The sequence below is a fragment of the Shinella granuli genome, assembly GCF_004341885.1.
In the GTDB taxonomy this organism is placed as follows: Bacteria; Pseudomonadota; Alphaproteobacteria; order Rhizobiales; family Rhizobiaceae; genus Shinella; species Shinella granuli.
On the sequence record NZ_SLVX01000013.1, the window covers coordinates 1 to 24234 of the forward strand.

The following is a 24234-nucleotide window of genomic DNA, read 5'->3' on the forward strand; positions in this document are numbered from 1 at the left end:
CGTCTCGTCATAGTCTCTCCTGTTCCCGGCATCTAAGCCGAAGTCAGGCAGAAACTCCACTTATCCCCGCTGTGCAGATTTCCCGAGCCAGCTCTTATCACTCGGGGCTGCGCCGTTCGCGCGCTCACACATTATGCGGTGAACCCCTACCGGGGTGCCGCTTATATTGATTTGGCCGTATCCATACAGGTTCCTTGAAAATGGCCAAATTAAGCAGTCGTCGCTTTCGACGTCGGCATGATCGTCGATCCATTTTTGTGGAGCGCCCATGGGCGTTCTACCCGCAAGAGGATCGCCATACCTGTACCAACGAAGATAATGGGCGGTGCAGTATCCGCGCCCTCTCCGGGGGTTGTTGCAACCGGGAATCGAGCATACAGGAGAATTAGCCATTCTGACCTCCACGAAAGGTTGGCTTGGTTAGAACGCGTCGTCGGCCTGCCAGCCTTCGGCGCGTTCGCATTTTGTACCACCCTTCAAATTCACCAGCAAGAAAGGACCGTCCTCGCGGGCGGTGGATTTTCTATGGCAGTTCAAACAAGTTATCAGGAAACCATCCGCCCGGCCGTCGCAGGCCAGATCGCAAACACGGAAGGCGCGGTGCTGATCTCGCGCACCGTCGCTGACGCCGCCGGCATCGGCTTCGGCAAGGTCGTCCAGGAAGCCGCCGCCGACGGTTCCAAGGATGGCCAGTGCACCGGCGACCTCGATACCGCTGACATGGATGCTTTCAAATTCCTCGGCGTCACGGTTCGCGAGCGTTCCGTGCGCCCGGAGACCCCGAGCAAGTTCGCTCAGTACGAAAGCGCCCGCATCATGCGCAAGGGCGTGATCTGGGTCGAAGTCGCCGCCGCCGTGAAGGCCGGTGAGGACGTCACCGTAACGCTCGCCTCCGGCGTCCTCGGCACGGCCGCAGTCACGTCCGGCGTCGTCGCCATCCCGAACGCCCGGTGGGATTCGTCCACCTCTGGCGCCGGGCTCGCAAAACTCCGTCTCGGCTAATCGAAAGGAACCGATCAATGAACGTCAACTTCCAGTTCGACGCGCAGGCCGCGATGGGCTTTGTGGTCTCCCAGACCACTCACGTCGAGGCCGCCGTCAACGAGACCGTCTACCCGGATATCCAGTATCCGGCCCTCATCCCGGTCGACACGTCCGCGCATCCCTTCGCGCAGACCGTCACCTATTACAGCTCGGATAAATTCGGAGCAGCCAAGTGGATCAACGGCAATGCCGATGACATCCCGCTCGCCGGCACGGAACTGACCCAGCACAAGACCTCGGTCTATGCCGCTGGTATCGGCTACGGCTGGGGGTGGGAGGAAATCAACGTCGCCATGATGCTCGGCCGCAACCTCCAGAACGACGACGCTATGGCGGCCCGTCGTGCCTATGAGGAAATGGTCGATCGTGTCGCTCTCGCCGGTGATGCTGAAAAGGGCTTCGACGGCCTGCTCGACAACGCCGCCATCACCCCGGCCGCCGCCGTCAATGGCGACTGGGATGGCACCGGCGCCGATCCGGACTCCATGCTGGCCGACGTGAATGAGGCCATCCTGTCCCAGGCGACTGGCACGCTCTACACCTCGGTCGCGGACACGGTCCTGATGTCCAACGGCAAGATCAACACGCTTGCCACGCGCCGCCTCGGCGACACGACCATGACCGTGCTGGAGTTCCTGCGCCGGAACAACACCTATACCGCCATGACCGGCCAGCCGCTGACCATCCGCGGTGTCCGTGGCCTGGAGACGGCAGGCGCCGGAAACACCGAACGTCTGATCGCTTACCGTCGCGATCCGCAGGTTTTGCGTTTGCATATCCCCATGCCGCATCGCTTCCTGCCGGTCTACCAGGACGGTCCGCTGCGGTGGGTCGTTCCTGGGGTCTTCCGCCTCGGCGGTCTCGACATCCGCCGCCCGGCCGAAGTCAAATATCGCGACGGGATCTGAGCCATGGCAAAGGTCACCTCCAGCCACAAGGGTCCGCTCGGTCTTCCGGGCGGCATCACCCTTCGCCCCGGCGTGCCGACCAACGTCGAGCGCTGGGGCATCATCAAGAACCACGCCGTTGTTCGCTCGTGGATCAATGCCGGCGTGATCGAAAGCGACGAGCGTCCCGACGAGCCGAAGGCGGCAATCTCTACCCCGGCCGATGACGACACCGCGGCGGTCGTCGACGACGATGCCCTCGCCAAGCTCAAGGCGGAAGCTAAGGAACTCGGCATCTCCGTCCACTACCGCTGGTCGGCCGAGAAGATCCAGGAAGAGATCGACAATAAGCTGGCGGAGTAACCATGCCCTACGTTCAGCCGACCGCAGAGACCTTCAAGGCCCGCTTCCCCGAGTATGCACCCGTATCCAACGCGCTGGTCAATCTCATCCTCGCGGAAGCCTTCGACGCGGTCGGCTCAACCTGGCTGGAGCGCGATCGAGCCAAGGCGCAGATGTACCTGGCCGCACACATCCTCTCCATGGAGGGCGAGCCCAGCCGTAGCACCACGGGGCAGGGCACGGGCTCAACGGGGCCGGTGAAGCGCTTCAAGGTCGGTGATGTGGAAACGGAGTACGCGGGTGCTGGCAGCTCTTCCGGGGCATCCTCGGGAGCCAGCGGCTACCTCCAAACCCAGTATGGGCGGATGTATCTGGAACTGCTTCGTAAGAACTTCCCGGCAGTGGCCGTCGTCTGATGGTCGTCACCGTCCGCATCAAGCGCCGCGGCGATTTCTCGAAGCTCGGCCGCAAGATCATGACCGCTATCACCGGGCCGAAGCAGGTGAAGGTGGGCTTCGTCTCCGGCGAATCCGATCAGGAGAATATCAACAAGGCCTTCTACAACGAATTCGGGACCAAGGGCGGTGCCTCCGGCGGCGGATGGGGCGGGCCTGTCCCCGAACGTCCGTTCATGCGCCTCGGCGTCAAAAAGACCAAGGAGGCGATGAAATCCCAGGTGGCGCCCGCGGCGAAGAGCATCCTGACCGGGCGATCGACGATGCGGCAAGCGCTGTCAAAGCTTGGGATCATGGGCCAGAGGGACATCAGGGACAGCATCGTAAAGCTTTCCTCCCCGCCGAATAGCCCCGTCACCATCGCGCTGAAGGGTTCCTCCAACCCGCTCGTCGACACTGGCGAGATGGGGAAAAACGTTTCGTGGAAGATTGACGAATGACCGCTGCCCTCGCGATCGACCATTTCGCAAAGTCTTACACGCTGAGGCGGCCAGCCACGGGCAGTTATGTCGACGGCCGCTGGGTCGAAGGCGGAGTACCGGTGGACAGCACCATCCGAGCTGCGGTGTTTGCGCCGGCGTTGAACGACGTGCTCCGCATGCCCGACGGCGACCGTACCCGCGTCGTCTGGTCGATCTGGACCCGCACGCAACTGCGCGCCTCTTCCGAGGACACGAAAACCAGGGGCGATCTCATCCAGGTCGGCTCCTCGTGGTTTCGGGTGTTCAAGATCGCCGACCGCTCGGAAGGCGGCTACTGCAAAGCCTATCTGGAGCGAGACGTTGAGAGAGACCGATCTGTTTCAAGCACTCCGCCCGTGGTTGATGGCGGCGACTGGCATTGAGGTAATAGAAGCGCACCCCTCGGCGCCGCGGCCTGAGGGTGAGTATGTCGAGGTCAACCTCATTGAGGCCGTCAAGCTCGCTCATGCCGTGACCTATCTCTACGAGGAAGACGACACTCCTGAGTCTGACGGGATTAAGGATCTGTACCAGGTCCCGGTTATCCCGTTCGAATGGCTCTATTCCATCAATGTCTATGCGAGCGATCCAGTCGACAAGGCACGGCAGGTGGTCACGTGGGCGTCGTGTGATGCTGGCGCCTTCCATCTTCACCCGCTCATCGCGCAGCCGATCGAGCGCATTCGCCGCCTTCCGGTTCTGATCGACGGGAAGTGGGAAGGCCGCGCCCAGTTCGAGCTTGCCATTCGAGGCTACGTCAAGCGCGGCGTCATCACCGATGGTGCCGGCAATGAAATCCAGATCGGCCGCGTGCCGATCGACGAGGTTCTGGAAGGCACGATCACGCTCGGCCCCACAGACCGACCCGGCCTTGTGTCGGGCGATTATCAAAAGCCAGAAGGAGATTAATCTATGGCTGTATTGCCCAAGAGCCGAGTCGTGGATGTCACGGTCACCCGGCAGGACAACTACCCGACCATCACCGGCTTCGGCACGCCGCTGATTGTCACCGACGAAACGCCCAGCGGCTCCGTCATCAGCGCGTCCATCCGCACCAAGACCTATGCCAGCATGGATGAGGTCTCCGCGGACTGGGATGCGTCCGATGAGGCCTACAAGGCCGCCAACACCATGCTTTCGCAGCCGGTGCGCCCGACCAGGATCAAGATCGGCTTCCGCCAGACCGATACGGGCGACGACATCGCGGACGAGTTGGACGCCATCGCGGCCTACGATAACGACTGGTATCAGCTCGTTTTCACCAAATCCATTCGCGGCGTTGACGCCGACGAAGATGCCGCCATTGCTTGGACCGAGAGCAAGAACAAGATCCTCTTCCTCGGCTCTGTCGACCCGCTGATGAAGGACCCGGCCGACACGACCAACGTCGCCGCCAAGGGCAAGGGCGAATACGACCGCACGGCGGTGTTCTACAACGCTGTGGCCGCAGAGTACCTTGAGGCGGCCGTTGCAGCCTATACCGCGACCCGGAACTTCGACCGTCCCGACACGGCCTATACCGCCAAGTTCAAGCGCATGCGCGGGATCACGGCCCTGAATGAGGCGTCCTCCGTCGTGGAGGCGATCACCGGCTTCGTCCCGGCGCTCGGCCAGAACACGACGACCGGCCATCTCGCGAACGTCTTCGTCAACATCGGCGGCTCGCTCATGCTTGTCGAGGGCAACGTTCTCTCCGGTGCATTCATCGACGAAATCCACGCCGCGGACTGGCTCATCGCGCGCACCCAGGAAGAACTGATCGGCATTCTGGCGACGAACGATCGCATCCCGATGACGGACCCAGGCGTCGAGATCCTGGCCTCGGGCGTTCGCGCCGTCATGAACCGCGCCACTGATGCCGGCCTGATTGCCGAGGACATCGATGACGAGGGCAACCTTGTGCGGTCCTATGAGATCACGCCGACCCGCGTCACCTCGATCTCGGCAGCGCAGCGGCGCAATCGTATCGCGCCGCCGATTTCCGGCCTCTTCCGTTACGCCGGCGCGTGCCATTACGCGACCGTCGCGTTCACGATGACCTTCTAAGGAGCCTGACCAATGGCAAACACTGCACTCACGATGTACAGCTATCTGAACGTCAAGGCGGTTCTGGCCGGCCGGGACGTGACGGGCCTTTGGGAAGGTGACGACGCGGTCGAGGTGGAAGAACGTTCCCAGGTCGCGAATGAACTCGTCGGCGCCGACGGTGCGGCGATCGTCTCCATCACGGCCGACCAGTCCGTCTATATCCGCATCAGGCTTCAGCCGAACTCGCCCATCCATCGGTATCTCGACCAGAAGTACCGACTGATGAAGAACGGCAAGCTCGACCCGATGACGTTCTCGGTTCGCGATACCGGCAATGGGGAGGGCGGTTCGTCCTCCCAGGTCGTTATCCGCCAGATGGCCACCAAACAGCTCGGCGTCAATGCTTCGGTCCGTGAATGGGAGTTGTTCGCGCAAGGTTGGGTCTGGGATACCCAGAATTACAACTGACGCCGTCTGAAAATTGCATCCACGACGTTCCTATGCAATCCTGCGTTATGCGGCTTGCATAGGAGGGGGCAATGAAGGGATGGATTTGGCTGATTGTCGGCGTCGTCGCGGTTGCGACCACTGCAATGGCACACGGAGGAGGGTGCCGAAAAAGCTCTCCTCCTGGCAAGTGCTGCCACATGGATAAGAAAGCAGGTGAAGTCCATTGCCATTGATTTTGGCCGTTGCGATTGCCTTATTGATGTCTCTGCCCGCGTCCGCGGAGGATGCACTCACTGGTCGCGCCTCAGTCATTGACGGCGACACGATCGAAATCAACGGCGAGCGTATTCGCCTAAATGGCATCGACGCCCCGGAAAGCTGGCAGCGCTGCCTGGACGGTGACGGTGGTGAGTATCGGTGCGGCAAAGAGGCCGCGTTTGCTCTAGACGAGTGGCTTGCCAAGTCCCGGCCGACGCGGTGCGAGTATGTGGAGCGAGACAGGTACGGGCGGTTCGTCGGAACCTGCTTCCGTGCCGACGGCTACGAGGTGAACCGCTGGTTGGTGGAGACCGGCAATGCACTGGACTGGCCGCGGTACAGCAAGGGCGCTTACGCAGATGCTCAGGACCGCGCCAAGGCCGGTAACCTCGGCATCTGGCGTGGGGAGTTTACAGAGCCATGTGTCGCGCGCGGCGAGCGAGCAAAGCGCAAGCCTAGCTGCTAGCCAAGCCTCCAATCCTTCTGGACAGATCGGCCAAAATTGAGCAGTTTCACCTCTTGTTATGGGGGGGCTGCCATGTTCGGAATATTTAAGTGGCTCACTCGACAAAGAGGTCGTGATGACGTGCAGCGAATTGGGATCAAAGTCGCTGGTGATCCTGATTTCAATGATCTCGGGCCGCCTCCCGAGAGAATAAGACTGCGCTTCGAAGGAAGTAACTCGTTACCCCACGATCTTGTCTCTGCCGCCGTGGACGTCGCGCCTATGTACATTCGCAACGGCGGAAGCATCAAGGGCTGCATCAGCAAGATTGCCGAGAGACTCCCTTCAGCTACAAAGGCCGAACTCAAGATCCTTGAAGAGGGCATAAGGCTGGAGGCGTTTCGAGCAAGCAAACTGCACGACCTTCGGCGAATGAAGGATGCGGGAATTACACACTGCATACTCAAGTCTTGCCGAGATGAGCGGAATACAGTCACAGAGAACGAGTTGGAGGGGAAGCGAATGACTCTCCTCCAGGCTCGCAAGCTGGTCGATAAATATGGCGACGAAATTGCCAGAAGCCATTTCGCGGGCGAGGTTAAGTTTTAATCGGCGTGATCCGACCATTTCAGATGGAGAGCAAGATGCTTCGAGAAGCGATTATTCGTTGGCTGCGGTTGGATGAGCGGTACAACCGTAAGACTTTCTCGGTCAGCCACGTCTGTAGGCCTATGACGGTCGACGAAGCAAAAAAACTCTTGGACGATATGCAGAGGATCTACGCACAGGCATACGATGGCGTCTTCCCGGTAGCTGGCGTCCAAGGAAAGGGAAGCCTTTAGTAGGGGAAAAGCCCAAACAGATCACTGACCGCTTCGTCACAACGCGCGGCATCAGCCGCATGCCTGCATTCAATGCTTTGTATCGCGGTCCTGGCATTGCTACGCTTCAACTTTCCAACCTCCGCGTCGGAAAGTCGCTCTTCCTTACCTTCAATTTCCCGCGTGCAAACATCGCCGTTGCAGACAGTCACCTGCGCTGACGCGCTTGCACATAGCATCGCGGCGAATGCCGCACTCAATAATCCAACCCGCATGGAGCCCTCCAAATGGCCGAAAAGAAAATCGGATCGCAGACCTATCGGGTAGAGAAGATGCCCGCAACGGATGCAACCCGCAACCTCATCCGGCTGACCAAGCTCGTCGGCCCCGGCATTTCGAAGCTTTCGGCCGTGATGTCGAAGAGCGAGGACGTACGCGATGCCGCGGCACTTACCGCCATCGTCGACATCCTCATGGGCTCCGACGCCGACGACCTGACGAATTTCCTCGTGGAGATCGCCGAAAAGGCCGAGGTCAAGGACGGGAACGCCTATATGGGCGTCATCTATGACATTCACCCCGCCGATCTTGTCGAAGCGTTTCAGCTCGTCGCCTTCGTGCTGCAGGTGAACTACCGCGATTTTTTCGCCGGAAAGCTGGCAGGCCTTATGTCAGCGGTGAAGCCGGCGGCCTGACGCCCCAACAGGTCGAGCGCATCGCGCCGACCTTGTCCGAAGAGATGTACATCTGGCGCCCGATCCTCGCCGATCCCCGGATGTGCGAATACATCGACCTCAACACCCGCCTCACAATCGATGATCTCGCCAACTTCCATGAGGCTCTGGACCTCAAGGAAGCCATCCACGAGCACGCCCGCAAGGAACAGGAACGGAAACGATGATCGTTGAAGAACTGATTGCCTTGCTGGGCTTCGACCTGAAGGGCGAGGAGAACCTTCGCCGCTTCACGGGTGGGCTTCAGAAGGCGACGGGCGTGCTGGCAGCCTTTGCCGCGCGTGCCGCCGTCTTCGCAGCCGCCGCGGCTACGGCGATTGGTGCCGGCGTCGGCAAGCTCGGTATTGATGCGGTCAAGGTGGGCTCCACTTTCGAAGACCTGTCTGCCACGCTGGAGACGATCGAGGGCAGTTCGGACAAAGCGAAGCAGTCGCTGGCATGGATTCAGGACTTTGCGACCAAGACGCCATATGACCTTCAGCAGGTATCCGAGGCCTTCGTCCGTCTAAAGGCGAACGGCCTGGAGCCGCAGGAGGGGCTTCTCCGTAGCATCGGCGATGCGAGCTCCGCCATGGGCAAGTCGCTCATGGATGGCGTCGAGGCCATCGCCGACGCGGTACGGGGCGAGAACGAGCGTCTGAAAGAACTCGGCATCAATGCGACCGTTGCCGGCCAGAAGGTCACCTATTCGTGGTCCCAGAACGGCAAGACCATGACGAAGACCGTCAAGAAGGATGCGGCCGAGATCCAGGCCGCGCTTCAAGGCATCTTCGATAGCCGCTTCCTCGGCGCGATGGAGAAGCGCTCCACGACGTTCTCGGGCATCGTCGCCAACCTGGGCGACATGTGGACGAACTTCCTGCTCCGCATCTCGGATGCCGGCCTTCTGAAATGGGTGAAGACGCAGTTCAAGGCTGTGCTCGATACAATCGAGGCGATGGTCGCCGATGGTTCGCTGGATGCGCTCGCGAAGAAGATATCCGACACGTTGGTCGAGACCGGAGAGGCCGTAAAGGCCCTGTTCAAGGGGTTCTCCGTCGCCGACATTGCTGATTTTGTGTCCGGCGCGCTGCGGTTCATGTCCGCGATTGGCCGTGTCGTGAAAAGCGTGCTCCAGGCTGTGACGGGCATTGGCAAGTTTGTCTCCAGCCTGCTTGGGCTAAAGTCTGCATGGAAGGGCGTCCTTATCGCTGTCGGCGCCGCCGGGCTGATCTTCGCGCCGTTTGTAACCGCAGTCGCAGCAATCATGCTGGCCATTGACGATTTCATCGCATGGCTCGACGGTCGTAAAAGCCTCATAGGTAAGGCGCTCGACGCCATTGAGGAGCTGTTTGCCTCGTGGGGCATCGATCTCGATTTGTCACCGGAAGCCATCGGGCGGGCCATCACTGGCGTCGTGGATAGCCTCAAGAGCGGTTACAATGAGATCGCCTCCGTCCTCTCCAGCATCAAAGATGCGATCGGCCGAGTAACCCTGACAGAGACGTTTCAGTCGTGGTCCGGGACATCCGAGCGGCTCGGCACGTCGATGGCCACCCTTGCAAAGGGCCTGGGTGACGCCGCTGATGCGCTGCTCAAGTTCTTTGCGTCTATCTCGCCAAACGGCTCTTCCGATAAGGGAGAGGCTGCACTTGCCACATTGGGCGGGTATCTGTCGCACATCACGAGCGGAACGATAACTGGCGGCCTGGAGGTTCTGCGCGGGGCATTCGAATCCCTCGCAAACGTCTTCTCGACCTTCGGGACGAACCTTTCCCAGTTGGCGCAGGGCGATCTTTCCGGATTCGTTCAAACGCTGGCCGAAGGCGTCCAGCGCCAAGGGCAGATCATCAAGGACACCTTCGAAGGTGTTGTTCGGGCGTTCGCCCCAGACTTCAACTTCATCGACGCATGGAACCGCGTCGTGACGTTCTTTGAGGAGTTCATTGCGAAGATCGAGGTCATCGTCGGCAAGATCGAGGCGCTCGCGAAGCGTATCGCCGACGCCTTCAACGCTGCTATCCCGGAACAGCCACAGTGGTGGAAGGATGTGTCGGACCAGAACCGGATCCGCGTCAATTCGTCTGAGGCGGGTTCGGCGATTGGTGGCATGGTGCCGCCGAAGAAGACCACCGGCGAACAAGCCATGCAGAACGTTGACAGCCTCCTGACGGCTATCGCTTCGGTGGCATCGAAGATCGAGAGTGTGACCGGCACGGGGGCGACCGATAAGGCCGTCGAGACTGTCGCCAACGACAACCGCGTTACCAACAACAACATCAGCATCTCGTCTCCGGTGACCGTCAACGCCACGACCAATGCCACGCCGTCCCAGATTGGCCAGGCAGCGGGTTCTGGCGTCCGCAGCGCCGGTGACACCGCACTCCGCAATCTCGCCGTAACGGCTAACCCTGGTGGTTCTGGACGATGATACTGTTTCCCCGAACCATCGGGCCGATACCGGTCGATGCGGTGATCTCGGAAGTTATCGAAAGCCGCCTTCGCATTACCGAGCTGCCGGTCGAATTCGGCGCCGACATCACCGACCATGCCTATGTCGAGCCGAAGCGCATCACGATAGAGGGCGTGATTGGCGGCTCCACGAGCCGCTCCAGCAGCGGGGGAAGGGCAGTAGCGGTAGCAGGCTGGCAGGCACTCAAGTCGCTTCAGGAAAGCCGCGTGCCGTTCACTCTCGTTTCCGGGCTGGACGTTCATCGCAACACCCTGATCGAGAGCATCACAGCCGAGCGTGACAAGGACTATTCGATGGTCCTCAAGTTCACGGCAGAACTGCGCGAAATCCAGATCGTCAGTTCCTCGTATTCGGCTGGTGTGTCAGGCGCTCCCGACGATGGGCAGGCGAAGAAGCTGACCTCGAAAACGCTCGGCACGACGGACACCGCCATCAAAGGCTCTCCCGATGTCATCCGGGGCGACATCTCGACCACGACCACGACGACCACAGCGACCACGACCGACACCGGTTCCATTCTCTATGGGCTCGTAAACTGATGGCGTCACTCTACGAAATCCCGGTGCTGGACGCCCCCCGTCAGGTGTTCTCGACCATCATCAACGGCCGAAAGGTCACGATCCGCATGCGGTATTCGTCAATGGCGCAACGCTACTCGATGGACCTGTCCATTGATGAGACGACTGTGCTGACCGGACGGAAGATGGTGGCGAACGTCGACCTTCTTGAGCCTTTCGATCTCGGCATTGGCAAGCTCTTTGTCGTCGGACCGAAAGACCATACCGTCATCCCGACCATGGAGGCGTTCGCGGCCGGCCAGGTCAAGCTTTACAGCTACGTGTGATCCATGGGGCAGAAATACCTTCGTATCGTCAAGGCCAGTTTCTCGGGCGGCGGCGGGAGCCTCGTCGTCACCGATCTGAAGATCGAGTTCGATATCGAAAAGACGATCTCAGGCGTTCCGAACGCGGGGACGGTGCGGGTCTATAACCTGAGTGCCGCTCACCGGCAGGCCGTCGGCAAGGAATTCGACAGCGTTCAGCTGGAGGCCGGCTATCAGGGCACAGGTACGGGCATCATCCTCAAGGGCAAAATCCGCGAGGTCTTTCATCAGCGCGATGAAACGAACGTCATCACGGAAGTGAAGGTCGGCGACGGCGACGAGGCCGAGCGCAAGGGATATGTCGCAAAGACATGGCCGACGGGTACCAAGGTGAAGGATATCGTTGAGGATATCCGACGCGAGGGGATGCCAGGGATCAGCCGCGGCGAACTCAAGGGGCTGGACGATCTGCCGACCACAAAGCGGCCGCTGACCTTGGTGAGCGGCACGCGGCGCGCCATGGACCAGCTTGGCCGGAGCCATAACTTCTACTGGAGCTACCAGAATGAGGCACTTGAGACGATCCCAGCCGACGGATACCTCGACCAGCGCGTCGTTATCTCCGCGCAGACGGGCATGATTGGTGTGCCGACGGTGACCGATAGCGGGATCAGTGTCCAATGCCTCCTAGACCCCGCGATCCGGCCGAACCGGCTGATCGAGGTGATTTCCGATGTCCTCGACATGAACGGGAAGCCCGGCACATATCGGGTCAACGGGCTCCGGTACTACGGCGACAATATGGATGGTGACTTCAACGTCGATGTCGAAGGGCAGACGCTCTCCGGTGGAAAGGTCTCGGGCTGATGGTCGGTGTATTTGGCCGCGCAAACCGGCGGGTCGGCGAGGATGTTTATGGCATGGTCGCCGAATCCGAGCGCAACGACGTTGCGACGGAACTGCCGGCCCAGGTGAAATCCTTCGACGCGAAGAAACAGCAGGTCACGCTAAAGGTTCTGCACAAGCCCGTCTTCAATGGGCAGGAGGTCGATTTCCCCGATCTCCTTGAGGTGCCAGTCGATCTCCATCGTGGCGGGGGCTTCGTCATGTCCCTCCCGATCAAGGAGGGGGACACTGGTATGGTCCGCTTTGGGTCGCGGGATCAGGATAATTTCCAGACCTCGGGAGAGGCCAAGGCGGCCAACACCCGCCGGTTCCACTCCTTTTCCGATGGCCGCTTCGTGCCGGGCGCAAGCCCAGACAGCAAGGCAATGGCTGACTACGACGCCGACAACTTCTATTTCGGGACCGACGATCACAAGAACGGGGTTCGCGTGACGCCGCAGGGGACCGTGGCAATCGAAGGCGCCGGAGAGAGCGCCTTCCAGATCATGGAAGACCTGATGACGATCCTTGAGACCAGCAACGATATCGAGGGGCCGGGGTTCACGCCGGGTGTGCGTGCAGCAATCGCGGCCGTCAAGGCTCGACTCGCAAAGATGAAATTTCGATGACTTACAAAGCGTTGTCACTCGATCTTACCACGCATGATCTGGAGATCACGAACAACTCGCTCGTGATCGTTACAGACGCACGGGCGGTGGCGCAGCGGGTGAAGCAACACCTTCGCCTGTTCGCCCGCGAATGGTTCCTCAATACCGAGGCGGGCGTGCCGTGGATCGAGTTCGTCTTCACCAAGCCTTTCGACCAGGCCACGGCCGAGGCGGTCATCAAGGACGCGATCATGCGCGTCCCCGGCGTGGTGGAGATCACCTCCTTCGCCATGGATTTCCGTCCTGAGCGGCGGCAGGCCGACGTCTACGATCTCCGGATCAGAACCGAGTTTGATGAAGAGGTGCTGGTGAATGTCTGATTATGGCGTCGTCCCGACAGGGTTTGCCAGCAAGACGCTCGACGTCCTCCTGGCCGAGATTGAGCAGAAGAACGTCGACCGCTTCGGTTCCGATATCATTCAGGACGAGCAGTCTCCCCTTGGCCAGTTCAACGGACTGTTTGCCGACACCCTCGCCGATGTCTGGGAAACGTTCCTCAATCTATACCAGTCGTTTGATGTGGACGGCGCCGAAGGGCCGCACCTCGACATCATCGGCAAGTTCCAGCGCCTGCAGCGTCTGACCGGCGAGCTCGACGTCGCTTTCCGCACGCGCATCACGAACGACGGCAAGACGGATATCAAGCTCTCGAAGCGGATCAACGACATTTCCGCCATCGACGGCGTCTCCTTCGCCTGGATCATAGAGAACTCCTCCCACGAGGCGAACAGCTACGGCATGCCGCCCCATTCGGTCGCTCACGCCGTCATCGGGGGCGACGATGAAGATGTGGCAAAGGTCATCTATGAGAACGCAATCGGCGGGATTGGGCTCTTCGGCGACTACCCGGTGTCGATCGAGGCCGATGGCTTTTGCCGGACCGTGCTTTTTATCCGCCCGATAGAGGTTCCGATCCGTGTCGAGCTTGATGTTCGCCACATCGCAGACGCGTGCCAGTGCGCGCCGCCGTCAGTAGGCACCATCACTCAGTTCGTCATCGACGCCTTCGCGGGAGAGTGCGGCTATAAGAACGGCGACACCGTGACGGAAGACCGGATCGTGGCCGAGACGGCCCAGATAGGGAATATGAAGATCGTGGACTGCCGGATTGCCAAGGTGGCGAATTCGCAGCCGGCGGCCTCAATCGCGACGACGATCTATGAGCGCCCCGTCATCATCAGCCCGAACGTCATCGTAAGGTACGTCTGATGGTTTGCCCCGATCCCGCGCTGCTGGTCGAGAGCAAGCTCGACAAGATCGCTGATGAATACCGTGAAAGCCCCAGGCTTCTCGGCTTCATCCGTGACCGCCTTGCCGAGCCGGCCGCCGTCAACGAACTGGCGTGCTCGCTCCTCGACTACTTCGACATCGACACGGCCGTCGGCGACCAACTGACCATCATCGGCAAGGCCCTTGGCTGGCCCCGGTGCCATTGCAGAGGCCAGCGCCGCCCGGTGTTTGGCTTTGCCTGCGAGGACGAGTGCGGCCCGCCGGTAGTCCCGATCGGCGGTTTCTGCGAAGCGGAATGGGATTGCGGGGATGGCCCGGACTATATCGAGTTCTGCTTCACCGACGACGAGCTTTACCGCGGCTTCGTAAAAGCCCGCCGTTGGGCCATAGCTGGCGATTACACCCACCAGGGTATCACGATGGCCGCGCGGGACGCTTTCGGCCCGCAGGCCACGATAGGCAAGGAAGGCAACGGGGTGATCGAGATCCTGACCGGCCGCCTTCTGACCAACATCGAAATCTCGATTGCTCACCTCTACGAGCAGGCACTTCCGATCCCGCCCGGCGTGCGACTGGACATCTCGCATTCCAATGGCCCGGCCTTCGGGTTCGGGACCGGGTGGGGCGGCTTTTGCAACGGCTACTGGCCGGTTCCGATCAGACTCGATTAACAACCTCACGAGGAAAACATGGCATTTCCAACGGACGGGCCGACTTGGGCCTCGGACGACGGCGCGGCTATTGACGTCCCGTCCTCCGCTGAAATCGCGCGCGGCTTCGACTGCGGCCTGGTCACTCCAGGGCGGTTCAACTACATCATCCAGGCGCTTCAGGCTGCTGTTGCCGCGCTCTCGGCCGGCAATTTCGTCTCCCAGCTTCGCAGCATCGCGACAACGGAAGGCATCAAGGGGGGCGGAACGCTTGAGAATGACCTGACGCTCTCCCTCGCGATCAACGATCTGCAGGCCGAAACGTCGATCGCCAATGACGACCTGATCGCGATCTATGACGCTTCGGCCGGCGCCCACCGCTCCATGACCCGTTCGGACTTCGTGCAGGGCCTTGGCGGCGACACCGGCGGCGGCCTGATCATCGGTGCCGACAATATTGGGACCGGGACGGGTGAATTCTTCTCCGGCGTCGACGGCGGGAACCTTGAGTTTCGCACGCTTGAGGCCGGCTCCGGCCTGAACGTCGTCATCGCCGGTGACAACGTTGTCGTATCGTTTGCCGACATGGGCTCCGCCCTGACTTTTGCGTGAGGTGAGACATGGCAGCTTTTTCCCCATCCGCTGACAAGCTCATCACCTCGGCAACCGGGAAGCTGGGCGATGCCCTCCCGGTTGATGGTCGCGACGTCCTCGCGCGCCTCCTGCTCGATCTCGGCTTCTCGCAGATCACCGGCAGCAATACGCCGCCCACGGATCAGTCCGTGCTCTGGTGGCACATCGATGTGAAGCAGGCCAAGCGCTACAACCCGGCGCTGGGCAACTGGTTCGCGCTCACGCCCAATCAGCATTCCATGCACCTGTTCCAGCGCTTGATCGCCGGGGCGGGGGTAGAGGTCACGCTCGACGACAACGACACGCTGGCCTTTTGGGATGTTTCCGCCGTCGACGGCAAAAAGGTGACCGTTGGAAGCTTGAGCGCCCAAGTCATTCGACGACTCACCGTCGGCCGCCGCTTTTACTACAACACCGCGGGCGGCCCGCTCACCCACACTCTGCCGGCCGCCCCATCGGATGGCGACACCGTTCAGATTTACGATAAGGGCGGGAACTTCAAGGCGAACAACCTGACGATTGGCCGAAATGGCAAGACCATCAAGGGAAGCGCCACCGATCTTATCTGCGACGTCTCCAATGTCACCGTCGAGCTACAGTTCATTGCCGCTGACGGCGATTGGCGGATTACCCTCTTGGCAAGGAGCTTTGCATGACTGCTGTCTCTGATCTTATCACCACAGGGGCCGTGAAGAAGGTCTCCAGGGGAACCGTTGCTACTGCTGGTACAAGTGTCGACGTAGCCGTCCCCGCAGTCGAAGATGTCAATAAGGTCTTCTTGTCGTTCCAAGGTGGTTGCGCGTTCGGCGACGTCGGTGTGACCAATGGCAGCGGGTTAATTTTCCGCGGCGGCAACAGCGCCAGTAGCACGATGTTCTGCACGCTTACGATGCTCAATGCCACGACTTTGCGGATCAGCGCATCGCCACCGGGTGGCGCCGCCTTCCGCATCGAAGGCCAATGGCAAATAGTCGAGTTCTTCTGATGAGTCTTTGGACCATTAATTTCCAGGTATCCACGAACGAGGACTGGCGGGACAACATCCTGCTCGTCACCGATTTAGGCGAATCCTCGGAAGCCGCTTTCGACCTGAGCGGCTCGTCCCTCCTGATGCATCTGCGCCAATCACCGGAGGCGCAGAGGATAGACTTGTTGCTATCCACCGACAACGGCCGGATCGTGATCGATGACCCTTCGACCGGCCTTATCAGTTTCGACGTTGCGCAAGAGACTGTCGAGGGGTTGAACCCCGGCGTCTACTTCCACGACATCGTGTGGACCATGGCCGACGACCGCAAGGTGAACCTCGCATCGGGAACCGTCACCGTTGACCTGGGGGTGACGCGCGATGATAATTGATGTCTCCCCCGTTACGAATCCATCACCAACTCCCGTTGATCCTCTGATCGAGGCACAAAGGCTTGGGATCGCACGCGCCGGGCCAAGCGGGCCGGGCGCTACGATTGAGGTCGGGGTGGTTACAACGCTGGAGCCTGGCCAACCAGCGACAGTAACAAACGTCGGGACGGGAGGTGCGGCAATTTTCGACTTCGGCATCCCGAAAGGAGATGCAAGTGGCGGCCTTGACCCTGCGCAGAACCTTGCCGACGTTGACGATGCGGCGCAAGCGCTGGAGAACATCGGCGGGGCTCCGCAGGAAACAACCTACAGCAAGACGGAGGTAGGCGCGCTTCTTTCTGGCAAAGCAGACACCAGCGCAGTCTATTCCAAGGCTGAGATCGACTTGAAGTTAGCTGGGCATGCCGACATCATTTCTGATGAAACGAACGCAGTGCCGGGCGATGGACTTATCGCAGATACCTCCGGTGGCGCGGTAACTGTTCACCTCCCCGCGTCGCCGACGAATGGCAACGTCGTCACGATCTGGCGCGTCGGCAGCAATGCGGTGACGATCGACCCGGACGTCAACACGATCCGTAACGTGTCCGGTTCCCTCGTTCTTGATGATGACGGCCAAGGCGTTCGCCTCACCTTCGTCTCCACCGAGTGGGTCGCTTTCCCGGAGGCCTTGCCTTGAGCACTACCTTTTCCGATCTCTTCGCCAACAGCGGCGCGAAGCTGGTTTATTCCGTCACGCTCACGACGTCGGGCACGTTTTCTAAGCCGGCGGATATCGAAGATAACGACGACGTCTATATATACCTCAACGCCGGCGGCGGGGGCGGCGAGAACAATGACAACGCGGCTGGTCGCGGCGGCAATGGCGGGGACGGTGCGGTCTTTCGCTGCAAGGGCCGAGATTTACCGAGCAGCGTTGCATACCTCATCGGTTCTGGTGGAGCCATGGGCTCCGCCGGCGGCAATACGACGTTCGGTGAGATCACCGTAGTCGGAGGGAAATCTGGCGCCTCTGACGCTGACAATGATGGCACGGCTCCACCTCTTGCGGACAAGTGGTCGCGCGGCACCCGTGGTGTCGGCGGCAGTCAGAACATCTTGTCGGTTGTATGGTACGGCGCTGGCGGTGGCGCCTCTAACGGGACGCCGGGGAAATCCATGTTTGCCGGCGATGGCGGTAACGGGAGTGGAGATAATGCACAAATCCCTGGCGGCGGAGGCGGGCGAAAGCAACCCGGCAAACGCGGTGAGATATCCATCTTTGCGTGCAGGGGGTGAGTATGCGTGTCGCCATCATCGACAACGATCGCGTCGAGAATGTCATCGAGGCCCCCGACCTGATCATTTCCGCGCTTGTCTGCCCTGGGTTCGACGTGGTCGACGCTGATGGCCTCGACATCGGCATAGGATGGGTGCGCGACGGCGAGGCCTGGGCGCCCCCGCCCCCTCCAGTTCCGACCGCGGAAGACGTCGACGCCGAGCGAGATCGACGCATCGTGGCCGGCTTCACCTTCGGGGGCGTGTTCTATCAGAGCCGTCCCGAAGACCGCGAGAACATCATGGGTGCCGGAACGGCGGCCCTCGGGGCGATGATGCTTGGAGCGCAGGCCGGCGACTACCGTTGGCATGGCGGTGACAGCGATTTCATGTGGATCGCGGCCGACAACAGCACCCATCCGATGGACGCGCAGACCGTTTATGCCTTCGGCCTCGCGGCCATGGCGCACAAGACGGCGCACATCTTCGCGGCCCGCGCGATCAAGGATGCGGACCCGATCCCGGCCGACTACACCGACGACGCCTACTGGCCGTAGCCACCGAGACCCGGGAACGACCTCGTCTCGCTCAACCGGGTCTCGATTGCGGCCGACGCGATTACTCACGGCTGCACCTGCAGCATGCCAGACAATCACGAACCTGTGAAGGTATCCCATGACCCGCACCCTCGCGGCGGCCTTGTGCTGCCTGCTTTTGGCCGGCTGTGCATCCCGCGAGGATCGCCAGTGGCGAGACCTTCAAACCATCCTCGAACACGAAAGGGCACGCTGATGCTCGGCACGTTCAAAATCGACAAGAGCAATTTCGGCCACGCGCTGGAGGCTTTCATCATCGCCATCGTCATCACGGCGGTTTGCGTGCTGATCGGCGTCTATTCCCCGCGTCAGGGCTTCCTGCTCGGCTCAGGCCTGGCGCTTGCATGGTACATCGGCCGGGAGAAGCGCGACACAGAAACCGGGCTAGACCTTCCGTCCGGATCGCCGCGGGCGTGGCTGCTGATGTGGATCCGCTGGAAGAACCTGCTCGACCTTATCGGCCCGGCTCTCGTCCATGCCGTCGCGTGGGCGATCTATCTCGACCCGTTCCCCTCCGGCGCTTCTTAGAGGCGGCGCCGGCAACTCGCCGCTTCGGCGGCGCTTTCTCTTCCATCCCGAAAGGACATCCCATGACCGCAACGCTTTCGCTTGCGCTGCTGGAGCGCGCCTATGGACGTGCCTTCAACGCTACCCAGAAGACCAATGCGCAGAGCGTGATTGACGCCCTGACCATCTATGGCGAGCGCTTCGGGCTTCTCCAGCCTCATCGTCTCGTCCAGTATCTCGCGCAGATCATGCACGAGAGCGGCGGGTTCGTATGGGATCGGGAAATCTGGGGGCCGACCGCGGCTCAGAAGCGCTATGAGGGTCGCAAGGATCTCGGCAACACCCAGAAGGGTGACGGCTCGAAATACCGCGGCCGTGGCCCGATCCAAGTCACCGGCAGAGCGAACTATCGTGAGTTCAGCAAATGGGCCAAGGCGTTCGACCCGACAGCGCCGAACTTCGAAGCTGCGCCCGACAAGATCAACTCCGATCCATGGGAGGGCCTTTCGCCGATCTGGTATTGGTCCACCCGCGATCTGAACCGATATGCCGACCGTGGCGATATCGAGAACGTCACCCGCAAGATCAATGGCGGGCTGAACGGGTATGCGGACCGGCTGCGGTACTACGATCGGCTGGCGCTCGCCTTCCTCGGCTATGCCGTCAATGAAATGCCGAAGTTCCAGAAGGCCGCAGGCCTGAAGGATGTTTCTGGCACGTCCGGACCGCTGACGCGCGCCGCGCTGCATGCTGCCCTCCTGAAGCTGACCGCGCCCCAACGTCTTTCCGATCAGGTCGCAACCGCACCCGTCGTCGAGGAGGTTTCCGTCGAGGTCAAAGTTCCTGTGCCAGTCGAAAAGCCCGTCGTGCCCGAAACCGTCGAAAAGGCCGTCAAAAAGCAGACGAATGGCGGAAGCTGGCTCATCGGCGCCGCTGGCGCGGCCGGCACGGCGATGACCGGCGCGTTCGGCGCAAACTGGCAGACCATCGTCGCCGTTGGCGGCGTGGCGATCGTTGCACTGCTCCTGCTCTTCATCATGCGCCGGCAGATCATCACGGCCGTGAAGGAGATCCGCGGGGAGGTTGAACAGTGACCGGCCTCCTCGACGCTCTGAAGCTCGGCGCAGGCGCGATCCTCGGCGGTGTGGTGGTCTACAGCTACGTGCAGGCCTTCACGCTCCCAGCGGCCCGGCAGGAGGGCAGGGACCGCCTCATAGCCGAGCAGGCTGTCCAATCTCAAAAGGAAGAACTGGAAAGGAAGGGCGATGACGCGAACCTCCAGCGTATGGATGATTATTCTTTGTGCACTGCCTATCTTGGCCGGGTGCCAGAGTGCGAATCCCTCAAGCTGCGCGGGGTTTGTGAAGGCGAACCTGTCGCCGATGGGGACGGTTGCCCTTCTGCAGGCTGATCGATCCGGCGCCGAGCGCGTTATCGGGAATGACCGCGCTGGCGAGCGCAAAGGATGCTGGAAATGAGCCCACCCGAGATTGACGCCGCGGTACACCGTCAGCTCGGCGAGCTCGTCGCCGGGATGCACAGCCTGCAGGACTCGATCCGCCGCATGGAAGAGGCGAGCCGGCGTTCGGAAGACAAATCCGAGGCGAGCCGGGCCGTCGTCCACCGCCGGCTCGATGAGGTGGTGGACCGGGTAGGGAAGGTGGAGTCCTCAATCGTCACGGTTCAGGAAGACGTGACGGAAATGAAGCCGGTGACGGATGAGGTGAGGAGGTGGAAGCTCATGGGGATGGGGGCGCTCGCGGTCACCGGCGTGGCGGCCATGGCCCTCGGCGTGACCTTCAGCGAGGCGCTGAAACGGATCGGGATGGTGCTGATCGGGAAAGGCTGATGGCGACAAGGGCATTGACCGAATTAAGCGTCAGCGCTTAAGCTCTGCGCCGTAAGGTCTCAATCTTCTGCAACGCCCCGCGCCCTATCGGGTTGCGGGGCTTTTTTTCGTTTCAGGGCCTGACAAACACATCCGTTTCGTCGGCGGCGATAAGGAATGCCTTCCGGGCTTCCTCCGGGTCTGCGTTTCCCTCCATAACGGCGAGGCACAGGGTTTTGGCTGCGACAAAGGCCTCACCTTCGTCGACTGGCCATTCCTCAAGCAGGACACGCGCGGCTTCCGCGGTGCTTGATACGGTCCGATAGCGCCCCAGCGTGAGCGTCTCGATCGTGACAGGGTTATCCCAGTAGCCGCGGTCCATATCTCCCCGTCAAAACAAAGTGGGCTGTTCCGTTTCGACCGGCAGCAGGATAAGGCCATCGTCGGGAAGCGGCCTTTGCAGCGCCTTCGCCTCGTCCCATGGCGCGCGCATCCACACATCGCGCTCTTCTTCTGTCGTCAGGATGACCGGCATTGCCTTCGGATGGATCGGCTTGACCACGGCGTTTGCATCTGTCGTCAGGAACGCGAAAAGCTCGTGGTCGCCTGGCCGCGGCGTTTTTTGCGAGCCGCGCACGCCAGTCCAGGACGTCCAGACACCGGCAAAAAAGGCCAGCGGTCGTTCCTCGCTGATCGCGAACCACCGCTTGGTCTTCTTCGGCCTCGTGTCTTCCCACTCGCAAAACGTCGTCCACGGAACAAGACAGCGATTGTCCGGCCCGAGCCACCGGCGCCAGTGCGGGGAGCTGATGTTGCGGATATTCGTGACGCCGGTGTCCGGATTGCCTTTGGTGACAAACGGCGGTGACGGCATTCCCCAGGTCAGGGATGCGAGTTCTCTCTCCCCATTGATGTTCCGCACCACAGGTGCCGCCCGATCCGGATAGACATCGAGCGACGGTTCGAGATTGCCGATGTTGCCACGCAGGGCCCGTGTAACGGCGAGGATCATGTCCTGCGTGGAGCTGATGTTGTATAAATTGCACATCTGGGACCCCTTTCACGGGCCGGCGAGAATGCGGATGAACGGGGAGGCGACACCCACGATGGCGCAGCCCAGCAGAATAGTCAGCGCCACCCAGTAGAGCGCTCCTCTGACCATCAGCGCTTGCCCTGCAACACGATGCCGTGACGATCGCCGGCAGAGATCCGCATTTCGAGTTGTTCGTTTGCGAGTATCGAAAGGACGTGATGATCCGCCAGCGAGCCTATTGCCACGCAGGCCTCGGTCTCGCCCCAACCTGCTTCCACCGCACGTGCGATCAGCGCCTGCAGTTCGGCCTCGATGGCCTGCTCGCAGTCGGAAAAACGATCCGCGTAGTCCGTGGGGCGTTGCGGGCCTGTGATTGCCATAGTCTCCTCCAATGATCTGGAGGATAGGGCGGCGGCGTCAACCCGGCAAGGTGCCGTTCCCGCGCGTCGATCCCGGCTCCTTGAACGGGTAGTGCTCCCAGCACCACCAACGTAAAGCTTCTCCCTTGCTACGGGCCAATCCGAAACCGCCCCAGGTGTTGCAGTTCGGATGCTCGCAGTAATGCTCATCGGGTACGTGGGGAAAGGTATCGGTGCGATCGTCTAAGGCCATACCGCCCGTGTAGTCGAGTCTCGACATGGTGTCACCGCCTCCTGCGCCGCTTGCGTATTGGCTCTGGCCTCGGGCCGACTGGGGCAGCGCCATAGAAGCCAGGGGCCAGCTTGGGCGCGCCGGGAGTTGGGGCGGAGACAATGCAGCGCCCCTTTGCCCCGCAGAGAGAACACCGGAAGACCCGTCCAGTCGCCTTCTCGTCTGGCGGGAAGCGCACCAAGTCTATTTCGACAGAGCGGCCACATGGATCGCAATACACCGTCAGGCGGTGATTGAGGGCAAGCATCCCACCCCATGTGGCGGTAGAGGTGTATCCCTTTTCGTCAGACATGCGGTCCCTCATCCGAAGGGCCGCATTCCTTCGTTCTCTATGTGTTCACGTTCCGCCTGAGGCGTAAATGATCCTGGATGAGGGGATAGTCAAGGCAGATCCGACGTTGAAAATGATTCGTCCATCTCGGCGACAGAACGCCTCCAGAACAGGTTTTGCAAAACGCGAAGGATTTGATGCAAAACATCCTCTTGCATTTTTCCGGTAACACGTTGAAAACGCCTGCAAGCGGGCGTGGCGAAACTGGTAGACGCAAGGGACTTAAAATCCCTCGGCCTTGGCTGTGCGGGTTCGATCCCCGCCGCCCGCACCACTGTTTGCCCCGCGAACGCCGTTCGGCGCCGGAGACGGGTGATTCGCAGGCCGAGGGGATCGCGGATACGGCGAAGTGCGATCGCCACCGGCTGCCCTTGAGGCGTTTCCATCGCTCCCCACCCGGAATGTGCCGGCCTTGCAACACATCGCCGTCTCCGTCCACGCGGCAGGACGCAATCCAGAGTCGGTCTCTTGCAAGGTGAAGGAACTCTCGTTTTATTAGCGCCCAATGTTTCAACTTGAGGCAACATTGGGGGCATAGATGAAATTTCCGAAATATTTGACGAAGGCCTATCTGCAGAAGACTTACGGTTCGCTGAGCGGTGTCGGTGATTTTACGGTCAAGCTGACCAAGTACAGCCAGACCTCCACGACGCTGAAGGCGACCGTGGAGATCGACAGCAGCTTCGGCGACAGCACCACCGACATCCTGATGAAGGTGGGCAAGACAACGACGAGCCTGTCGCTGAAGATCAAGGGGGAAGGCTATAGCAGCACGCTGGCCTATTCCACGGCGCAGACGAAGGCCGGCATCACCATCAAGGCGACCTATACCGACAGCTTCAAGACCAAGATGAACTACAGCCTCAACCTCGAAAAGGATGGGGATTTCAGCAAGTTCAAGCTGGTCTATGCCCTCGGCACCGAGAAGATGACCATCACCTCGACGAAGATTGCCGGCGACGTGGTGACGTTCAAGGCGGTGGATGGCGACGGCGACGTGATCGGCACCGCCAAGCTCAACCTCAAGGCCTTCGGCGACTATTACGACAAGAGCGACAAGTATCTCTTCGAATCGGCCAAGACCGCCGAGCTCTTCAGCAAGCTCCAGCTCAAGTTCACCAGCGTGAAGAAGAAGGCGGGCGAGCCGGCGGACGACGATCACGGCGGTGCCGACGCCTTCGTGTTCAAGAAGGTGGCGGCAGCCGGCAGCGACCACGGCGATGCGGCCTTCGCCGCCCGGCCCTTCGCCATCGACGATGCCTCGGGCGCGACGGGCTCCGACGCGTTCGACTTCCTCGCCTCGCAGGATCACGGCCAGCCGGTCCATGTGGCCAAGCATGTGCCGGACCTTTTCTGATCCGGCTTGAAACGGCACGCCGGGAACGGCGGAAGCGGCAACGCTTCCG

At 61.0% G+C, this 24234-nt stretch carries 37 protein-coding genes and 1 tRNA gene; 34 read left to right on the plus strand and 4 right to left on the minus strand.

From position 1 onward, the window contains the following. The first annotated feature begins 525 nt into the window (after positions 1-525). From EV665_RS19145 to EV665_RS19295, 32 genes are all read left to right on the plus strand, one after another. Positions 526-1002, plus strand: coding sequence for a structural cement protein Gp24 (locus EV665_RS19145; RefSeq protein WP_133035314.1), 477 nt, complete (start codon positions 526-528; stop codon positions 1000-1002). A gap of 17 nt (positions 1003-1019) precedes the next feature. Further along, a complete protein-coding gene (locus tag EV665_RS19150) occupies positions 1020-1952 on the plus strand; it encodes a DUF2184 domain-containing protein (RefSeq protein WP_210234655.1) in 933 nt (310 codons plus the stop codon). A 3-nt stretch (positions 1953-1955) separates the two neighbouring features. Then, positions 1956-2294, plus strand: coding sequence for a hypothetical protein (locus EV665_RS19155; protein ID WP_133035315.1), 339 nt, complete (start codon positions 1956-1958; stop codon positions 2292-2294). 2 nt (positions 2295-2296) lie between these two features. Continuing rightward, complete coding sequence (locus EV665_RS19160; RefSeq protein ID WP_133035316.1) at positions 2297-2689, plus strand: DUF4054 domain-containing protein; 393 nt, start codon at positions 2297-2299, stop codon at positions 2687-2689. Then, on the plus strand, positions 2689-3168 hold the full coding sequence (locus EV665_RS19165; RefSeq protein ID WP_133035317.1) for a hypothetical protein: 480 nt from the start codon (positions 2689-2691) through the stop codon (positions 3166-3168). The genes EV665_RS19160 and EV665_RS19165 overlap by 1 nt, the downstream gene beginning before the upstream one ends. Further along, positions 3165-3572, plus strand: coding sequence for a hypothetical protein (locus EV665_RS19170; RefSeq protein ID WP_133035318.1), 408 nt, complete (start codon positions 3165-3167; stop codon positions 3570-3572). The genes EV665_RS19165 and EV665_RS19170 overlap by 4 nt, the downstream gene beginning before the upstream one ends. Further along, entirely contained in the window at positions 3511-4098 is a 588-nt protein-coding gene (locus tag EV665_RS19175; protein ID WP_133035319.1) for a phage neck terminator protein, read from the plus strand. The genes EV665_RS19170 and EV665_RS19175 overlap by 62 nt, the downstream gene beginning before the upstream one ends. Before the next feature lie 3 nt (positions 4099-4101). Then, entirely contained in the window at positions 4102-5235 is a 1134-nt protein-coding gene (locus EV665_RS19180; RefSeq protein ID WP_133035320.1) for a DUF3383 family protein, read from the plus strand. A gap of 12 nt (positions 5236-5247) precedes the next feature. Next, entirely contained in the window at positions 5248-5685 is a 438-nt protein-coding gene (locus EV665_RS19185) for a phage structural protein (RefSeq protein WP_133035321.1), read from the plus strand. Positions 5686-5926: 241 nt separating this feature from the next. After that, on the plus strand, positions 5927-6391 hold the full coding sequence (locus tag EV665_RS19190; RefSeq protein ID WP_133035424.1) for a thermonuclease family protein: 465 nt from the start codon (positions 5927-5929) through the stop codon (positions 6389-6391). A 72-nt stretch (positions 6392-6463) separates the two neighbouring features. Next, positions 6464-6979: a hypothetical protein gene (locus tag EV665_RS19195; RefSeq protein WP_133035322.1), complete on the plus strand. Its 516-nt coding sequence runs from the start codon at positions 6464-6466 to the stop codon at positions 6977-6979. A gap of 499 nt (positions 6980-7478) precedes the next feature. Next, positions 7479-7886: a phage tail assembly chaperone gene (locus tag EV665_RS19200; RefSeq protein WP_133035323.1), complete on the plus strand. Its 408-nt coding sequence runs from the start codon at positions 7479-7481 to the stop codon at positions 7884-7886. Positions 7887-7930: 44 nt separating this feature from the next. Further along, positions 7931-8092: a hypothetical protein gene (locus tag EV665_RS32370; RefSeq protein ID WP_162853106.1), complete on the plus strand. Its 162-nt coding sequence runs from the start codon at positions 7931-7933 to the stop codon at positions 8090-8092. Next, a complete protein-coding gene (locus EV665_RS19205) occupies positions 8089-10335 on the plus strand; it encodes a tape measure protein (RefSeq protein WP_133035324.1) in 2247 nt (748 codons plus the stop codon). The genes EV665_RS32370 and EV665_RS19205 overlap by 4 nt, the downstream gene beginning before the upstream one ends. Continuing rightward, positions 10332-10916 (plus strand): phage baseplate protein, encoded by a 585-nt coding sequence (locus EV665_RS19210; RefSeq protein WP_133035325.1) that lies wholly within the window; start codon positions 10332-10334, stop codon positions 10914-10916. The genes EV665_RS19205 and EV665_RS19210 overlap by 4 nt, the downstream gene beginning before the upstream one ends. Then, positions 10916-11221, plus strand: a complete 306-nt coding sequence (locus tag EV665_RS19215) for a phage baseplate plug family protein (protein ID WP_133035326.1) — start codon at positions 10916-10918, stop codon at positions 11219-11221. The genes EV665_RS19210 and EV665_RS19215 overlap by 1 nt, the downstream gene beginning before the upstream one ends. Before the next feature lie 3 nt (positions 11222-11224). Beyond that, positions 11225-12067, plus strand: a complete 843-nt coding sequence (locus EV665_RS19220; RefSeq protein ID WP_133035327.1) for a phage protein — start codon at positions 11225-11227, stop codon at positions 12065-12067. Continuing rightward, positions 12067-12714 (plus strand): Gp138 family membrane-puncturing spike protein, encoded by a 648-nt coding sequence (locus tag EV665_RS19225; RefSeq protein ID WP_133035328.1) that lies wholly within the window; start codon positions 12067-12069, stop codon positions 12712-12714. The genes EV665_RS19220 and EV665_RS19225 overlap by 1 nt, the downstream gene beginning before the upstream one ends. Further along, positions 12711-13073, plus strand: a complete 363-nt coding sequence (locus EV665_RS19230; RefSeq protein ID WP_133035329.1) for a contractile injection system sheath initiator — start codon at positions 12711-12713, stop codon at positions 13071-13073. The genes EV665_RS19225 and EV665_RS19230 overlap by 4 nt, the downstream gene beginning before the upstream one ends. Next, on the plus strand, positions 13066-13962 hold the full coding sequence (locus EV665_RS19235; protein ID WP_133035330.1) for a hypothetical protein: 897 nt from the start codon (positions 13066-13068) through the stop codon (positions 13960-13962). The genes EV665_RS19230 and EV665_RS19235 overlap by 8 nt, the downstream gene beginning before the upstream one ends. Beyond that, positions 13962-14654 carry a baseplate wedge 1 family protein gene (locus EV665_RS19240; protein ID WP_133035331.1) on the plus strand — a complete coding sequence of 231 codons (693 nt, stop codon included), beginning with the start codon at positions 13962-13964 and terminating at the stop codon, positions 14652-14654. Before EV665_RS19235 ends, EV665_RS19240 begins: the two co-directional genes overlap by 1 nt. A gap of 18 nt (positions 14655-14672) precedes the next feature. Then, positions 14673-15245, plus strand: coding sequence for a hypothetical protein (locus EV665_RS19245; protein WP_133035332.1), 573 nt, complete (start codon positions 14673-14675; stop codon positions 15243-15245). An 8-nt stretch (positions 15246-15253) separates the two neighbouring features. Further along, the gene (locus EV665_RS19250; protein WP_133035333.1) at positions 15254-15922 is read left to right on the plus strand and encodes a hypothetical protein; all 669 of its coding nucleotides are present in this window, start codon (positions 15254-15256) and stop codon (positions 15920-15922) included. After that, positions 15919-16251: a hypothetical protein gene (locus EV665_RS19255; RefSeq protein ID WP_133035334.1), complete on the plus strand. Its 333-nt coding sequence runs from the start codon at positions 15919-15921 to the stop codon at positions 16249-16251. The genes EV665_RS19250 and EV665_RS19255 overlap by 4 nt, the downstream gene beginning before the upstream one ends. Continuing rightward, the gene (locus EV665_RS19260) at positions 16251-16625 is read left to right on the plus strand and encodes a hypothetical protein (protein ID WP_133035335.1); all 375 of its coding nucleotides are present in this window, start codon (positions 16251-16253) and stop codon (positions 16623-16625) included. The genes EV665_RS19255 and EV665_RS19260 overlap by 1 nt, the downstream gene beginning before the upstream one ends. Next, complete coding sequence (locus EV665_RS19265; RefSeq protein WP_133035336.1) at positions 16615-17304, plus strand: hypothetical protein; 690 nt, start codon at positions 16615-16617, stop codon at positions 17302-17304. Before EV665_RS19260 ends, EV665_RS19265 begins: the two co-directional genes overlap by 11 nt. Continuing rightward, a complete protein-coding gene (locus EV665_RS19270; protein ID WP_133035337.1) occupies positions 17301-17903 on the plus strand; it encodes a glycine-rich domain-containing protein in 603 nt (200 codons plus the stop codon). Before EV665_RS19265 ends, EV665_RS19270 begins: the two co-directional genes overlap by 4 nt. Positions 17904-17905: 2 nt before the next feature. Further along, complete coding sequence (locus EV665_RS19275) at positions 17906-18439, plus strand: DUF4376 domain-containing protein (RefSeq protein WP_133035338.1); 534 nt, start codon at positions 17906-17908, stop codon at positions 18437-18439. A gap of 234 nt (positions 18440-18673) precedes the next feature. Beyond that, positions 18674-19006, plus strand: a complete 333-nt coding sequence (locus EV665_RS19280) for a hypothetical protein (protein WP_133035339.1) — start codon at positions 18674-18676, stop codon at positions 19004-19006. After that, the gene (locus EV665_RS19285) at positions 18964-20079 is read left to right on the plus strand and encodes a glycoside hydrolase family 19 protein (RefSeq protein WP_245507768.1); all 1116 of its coding nucleotides are present in this window, start codon (positions 18964-18966) and stop codon (positions 20077-20079) included. The genes EV665_RS19280 and EV665_RS19285 overlap by 43 nt, the downstream gene beginning before the upstream one ends. After that, a complete protein-coding gene (locus tag EV665_RS19290) occupies positions 20076-20396 on the plus strand; it encodes a hypothetical protein (RefSeq protein WP_133035340.1) in 321 nt (106 codons plus the stop codon). Before EV665_RS19285 ends, EV665_RS19290 begins: the two co-directional genes overlap by 4 nt. A gap of 63 nt (positions 20397-20459) precedes the next feature. Beyond that, positions 20460-20834: a DUF1515 family protein gene (locus EV665_RS19295; RefSeq protein ID WP_245507769.1), complete on the plus strand. Its 375-nt coding sequence runs from the start codon at positions 20460-20462 to the stop codon at positions 20832-20834. Between the two features lie 112 nt (positions 20835-20946). On the opposite strand, the gene EV665_RS19300 is transcribed toward EV665_RS19295, so the two are convergent. The 4 genes from EV665_RS19300 to EV665_RS19315 form a co-directional block, all read right to left on the minus strand. Beyond that, positions 20947-21195: a DUF982 domain-containing protein gene (locus tag EV665_RS19300; protein ID WP_133035342.1), complete on the minus strand. Its 249-nt coding sequence runs from the start codon at positions 21193-21195 to the stop codon at positions 20947-20949. A gap of 9 nt (positions 21196-21204) precedes the next feature. Then, a complete protein-coding gene (locus EV665_RS19305; protein WP_133035343.1) occupies positions 21205-21861 on the minus strand; it encodes an SOS response-associated peptidase in 657 nt (218 codons plus the stop codon). Positions 21862-21974: 113 nt separating this feature from the next. Continuing rightward, positions 21975-22226, minus strand: coding sequence for a hypothetical protein (locus EV665_RS19310; RefSeq protein WP_133035344.1), 252 nt, complete (start codon positions 22224-22226; stop codon positions 21975-21977). Positions 22227-22263: 37 nt separating this feature from the next. Then, positions 22264-22485, minus strand: a complete 222-nt coding sequence (locus EV665_RS19315) for a hypothetical protein (RefSeq protein ID WP_245507770.1) — start codon at positions 22483-22485, stop codon at positions 22264-22266. 532 nt (positions 22486-23017) lie between these two features. Between EV665_RS19315 and EV665_RS19320 the strand changes: the two genes are divergently transcribed. Together EV665_RS19320 and EV665_RS19325 are read left to right on the plus strand one after the other, a co-directional pair. Then, a tRNA-Leu gene (locus tag EV665_RS19320) sits at positions 23018-23102 on the plus strand. A gap of 264 nt (positions 23103-23366) precedes the next feature. Continuing rightward, entirely contained in the window at positions 23367-24185 is an 819-nt protein-coding gene (locus EV665_RS19325) for a hypothetical protein (RefSeq protein WP_133035345.1), read from the plus strand. The last annotated feature ends 49 nt before the right edge of the window (positions 24186-24234 follow it).

Bases quoted from the DNA above. Each gene is read 5' to 3' on its own strand.
- EV665_RS19145 (WP_133035314.1), top strand. From the start codon at position 526: ATGGCAGTTCAAACAAGTTATCAGGAAACCATCCGCCCGGCCGTCGCA.
- EV665_RS19150 (WP_210234655.1), top strand. From the start codon at position 1,020: ATGAACGTCAACTTCCAGTTCGACGCGCAGGCCGCGATGGGCTTTGTG.
- EV665_RS19155 (WP_133035315.1), top strand. From the start codon at position 1,956: ATGGCAAAGGTCACCTCCAGCCACAAGGGTCCGCTCGGTCTTCCGGGC.
- EV665_RS19160 (WP_133035316.1), top strand. From the start codon at position 2,297: ATGCCCTACGTTCAGCCGACCGCAGAGACCTTCAAGGCCCGCTTCCCC.
- EV665_RS19165 (WP_133035317.1), top strand. From the start codon at position 2,689: ATGGTCGTCACCGTCCGCATCAAGCGCCGCGGCGATTTCTCGAAGCTC.
- EV665_RS19170 (WP_133035318.1), top strand. From the start codon at position 3,165: ATGACCGCTGCCCTCGCGATCGACCATTTCGCAAAGTCTTACACGCTG.
- EV665_RS19180 (WP_133035320.1), top strand. From the start codon at position 4,102: ATGGCTGTATTGCCCAAGAGCCGAGTCGTGGATGTCACGGTCACCCGG.
- EV665_RS19185 (WP_133035321.1), top strand. From the start codon at position 5,248: ATGGCAAACACTGCACTCACGATGTACAGCTATCTGAACGTCAAGGCG.
- EV665_RS19190 (WP_133035424.1), top strand. From the start codon at position 5,927: ATGTCTCTGCCCGCGTCCGCGGAGGATGCACTCACTGGTCGCGCCTCA.
- EV665_RS19195 (WP_133035322.1), top strand. From the start codon at position 6,464: ATGTTCGGAATATTTAAGTGGCTCACTCGACAAAGAGGTCGTGATGAC.
- EV665_RS19200 (WP_133035323.1), top strand. From the start codon at position 7,479: ATGGCCGAAAAGAAAATCGGATCGCAGACCTATCGGGTAGAGAAGATG.
- EV665_RS32370 (WP_162853106.1), top strand. From the start codon at position 7,931: ATGTACATCTGGCGCCCGATCCTCGCCGATCCCCGGATGTGCGAATAC.
- EV665_RS19205 (WP_133035324.1), top strand. From the start codon at position 8,089: ATGATCGTTGAAGAACTGATTGCCTTGCTGGGCTTCGACCTGAAGGGC.
- EV665_RS19210 (WP_133035325.1), top strand. From the start codon at position 10,332: ATGATACTGTTTCCCCGAACCATCGGGCCGATACCGGTCGATGCGGTG.
- EV665_RS19215 (WP_133035326.1), top strand. From the start codon at position 10,916: ATGGCGTCACTCTACGAAATCCCGGTGCTGGACGCCCCCCGTCAGGTG.
- EV665_RS19220 (WP_133035327.1), top strand. From the start codon at position 11,225: ATGGGGCAGAAATACCTTCGTATCGTCAAGGCCAGTTTCTCGGGCGGC.
- EV665_RS19225 (WP_133035328.1), top strand. From the start codon at position 12,067: ATGGTCGGTGTATTTGGCCGCGCAAACCGGCGGGTCGGCGAGGATGTT.
- EV665_RS19230 (WP_133035329.1), top strand. From the start codon at position 12,711: ATGACTTACAAAGCGTTGTCACTCGATCTTACCACGCATGATCTGGAG.
- EV665_RS19235 (WP_133035330.1), top strand. From the start codon at position 13,066: ATGTCTGATTATGGCGTCGTCCCGACAGGGTTTGCCAGCAAGACGCTC.
- EV665_RS19240 (WP_133035331.1), top strand. From the start codon at position 13,962: ATGGTTTGCCCCGATCCCGCGCTGCTGGTCGAGAGCAAGCTCGACAAG.
- EV665_RS19245 (WP_133035332.1), top strand. From the start codon at position 14,673: ATGGCATTTCCAACGGACGGGCCGACTTGGGCCTCGGACGACGGCGCG.
- EV665_RS19250 (WP_133035333.1), top strand. From the start codon at position 15,254: ATGGCAGCTTTTTCCCCATCCGCTGACAAGCTCATCACCTCGGCAACC.
- EV665_RS19255 (WP_133035334.1), top strand. From the start codon at position 15,919: ATGACTGCTGTCTCTGATCTTATCACCACAGGGGCCGTGAAGAAGGTC.
- EV665_RS19260 (WP_133035335.1), top strand. From the start codon at position 16,251: ATGAGTCTTTGGACCATTAATTTCCAGGTATCCACGAACGAGGACTGG.
- EV665_RS19265 (WP_133035336.1), top strand. From the start codon at position 16,615: ATGATAATTGATGTCTCCCCCGTTACGAATCCATCACCAACTCCCGTT.
- EV665_RS19275 (WP_133035338.1), top strand. From the start codon at position 17,906: ATGCGTGTCGCCATCATCGACAACGATCGCGTCGAGAATGTCATCGAG.
- EV665_RS19280 (WP_133035339.1), top strand. From the start codon at position 18,674: ATGCTCGGCACGTTCAAAATCGACAAGAGCAATTTCGGCCACGCGCTG.
- EV665_RS19295 (WP_245507769.1), top strand. From the start codon at position 20,460: ATGAGCCCACCCGAGATTGACGCCGCGGTACACCGTCAGCTCGGCGAG.
- EV665_RS19300 (WP_133035342.1), bottom strand. From the start codon at position 21,195: ATGGACCGCGGCTACTGGGATAACCCTGTCACGATCGAGACGCTCACG.
- EV665_RS19305 (WP_133035343.1), bottom strand. From the start codon at position 21,861: ATGTGCAATTTATACAACATCAGCTCCACGCAGGACATGATCCTCGCC.
- EV665_RS19310 (WP_133035344.1), bottom strand. From the start codon at position 22,226: ATGGCAATCACAGGCCCGCAACGCCCCACGGACTACGCGGATCGTTTT.
- EV665_RS19315 (WP_245507770.1), bottom strand. From the start codon at position 22,485: ATGTCGAGACTCGACTACACGGGCGGTATGGCCTTAGACGATCGCACC.
- EV665_RS19325 (WP_133035345.1), top strand. From the start codon at position 23,367: ATGAAATTTCCGAAATATTTGACGAAGGCCTATCTGCAGAAGACTTAC.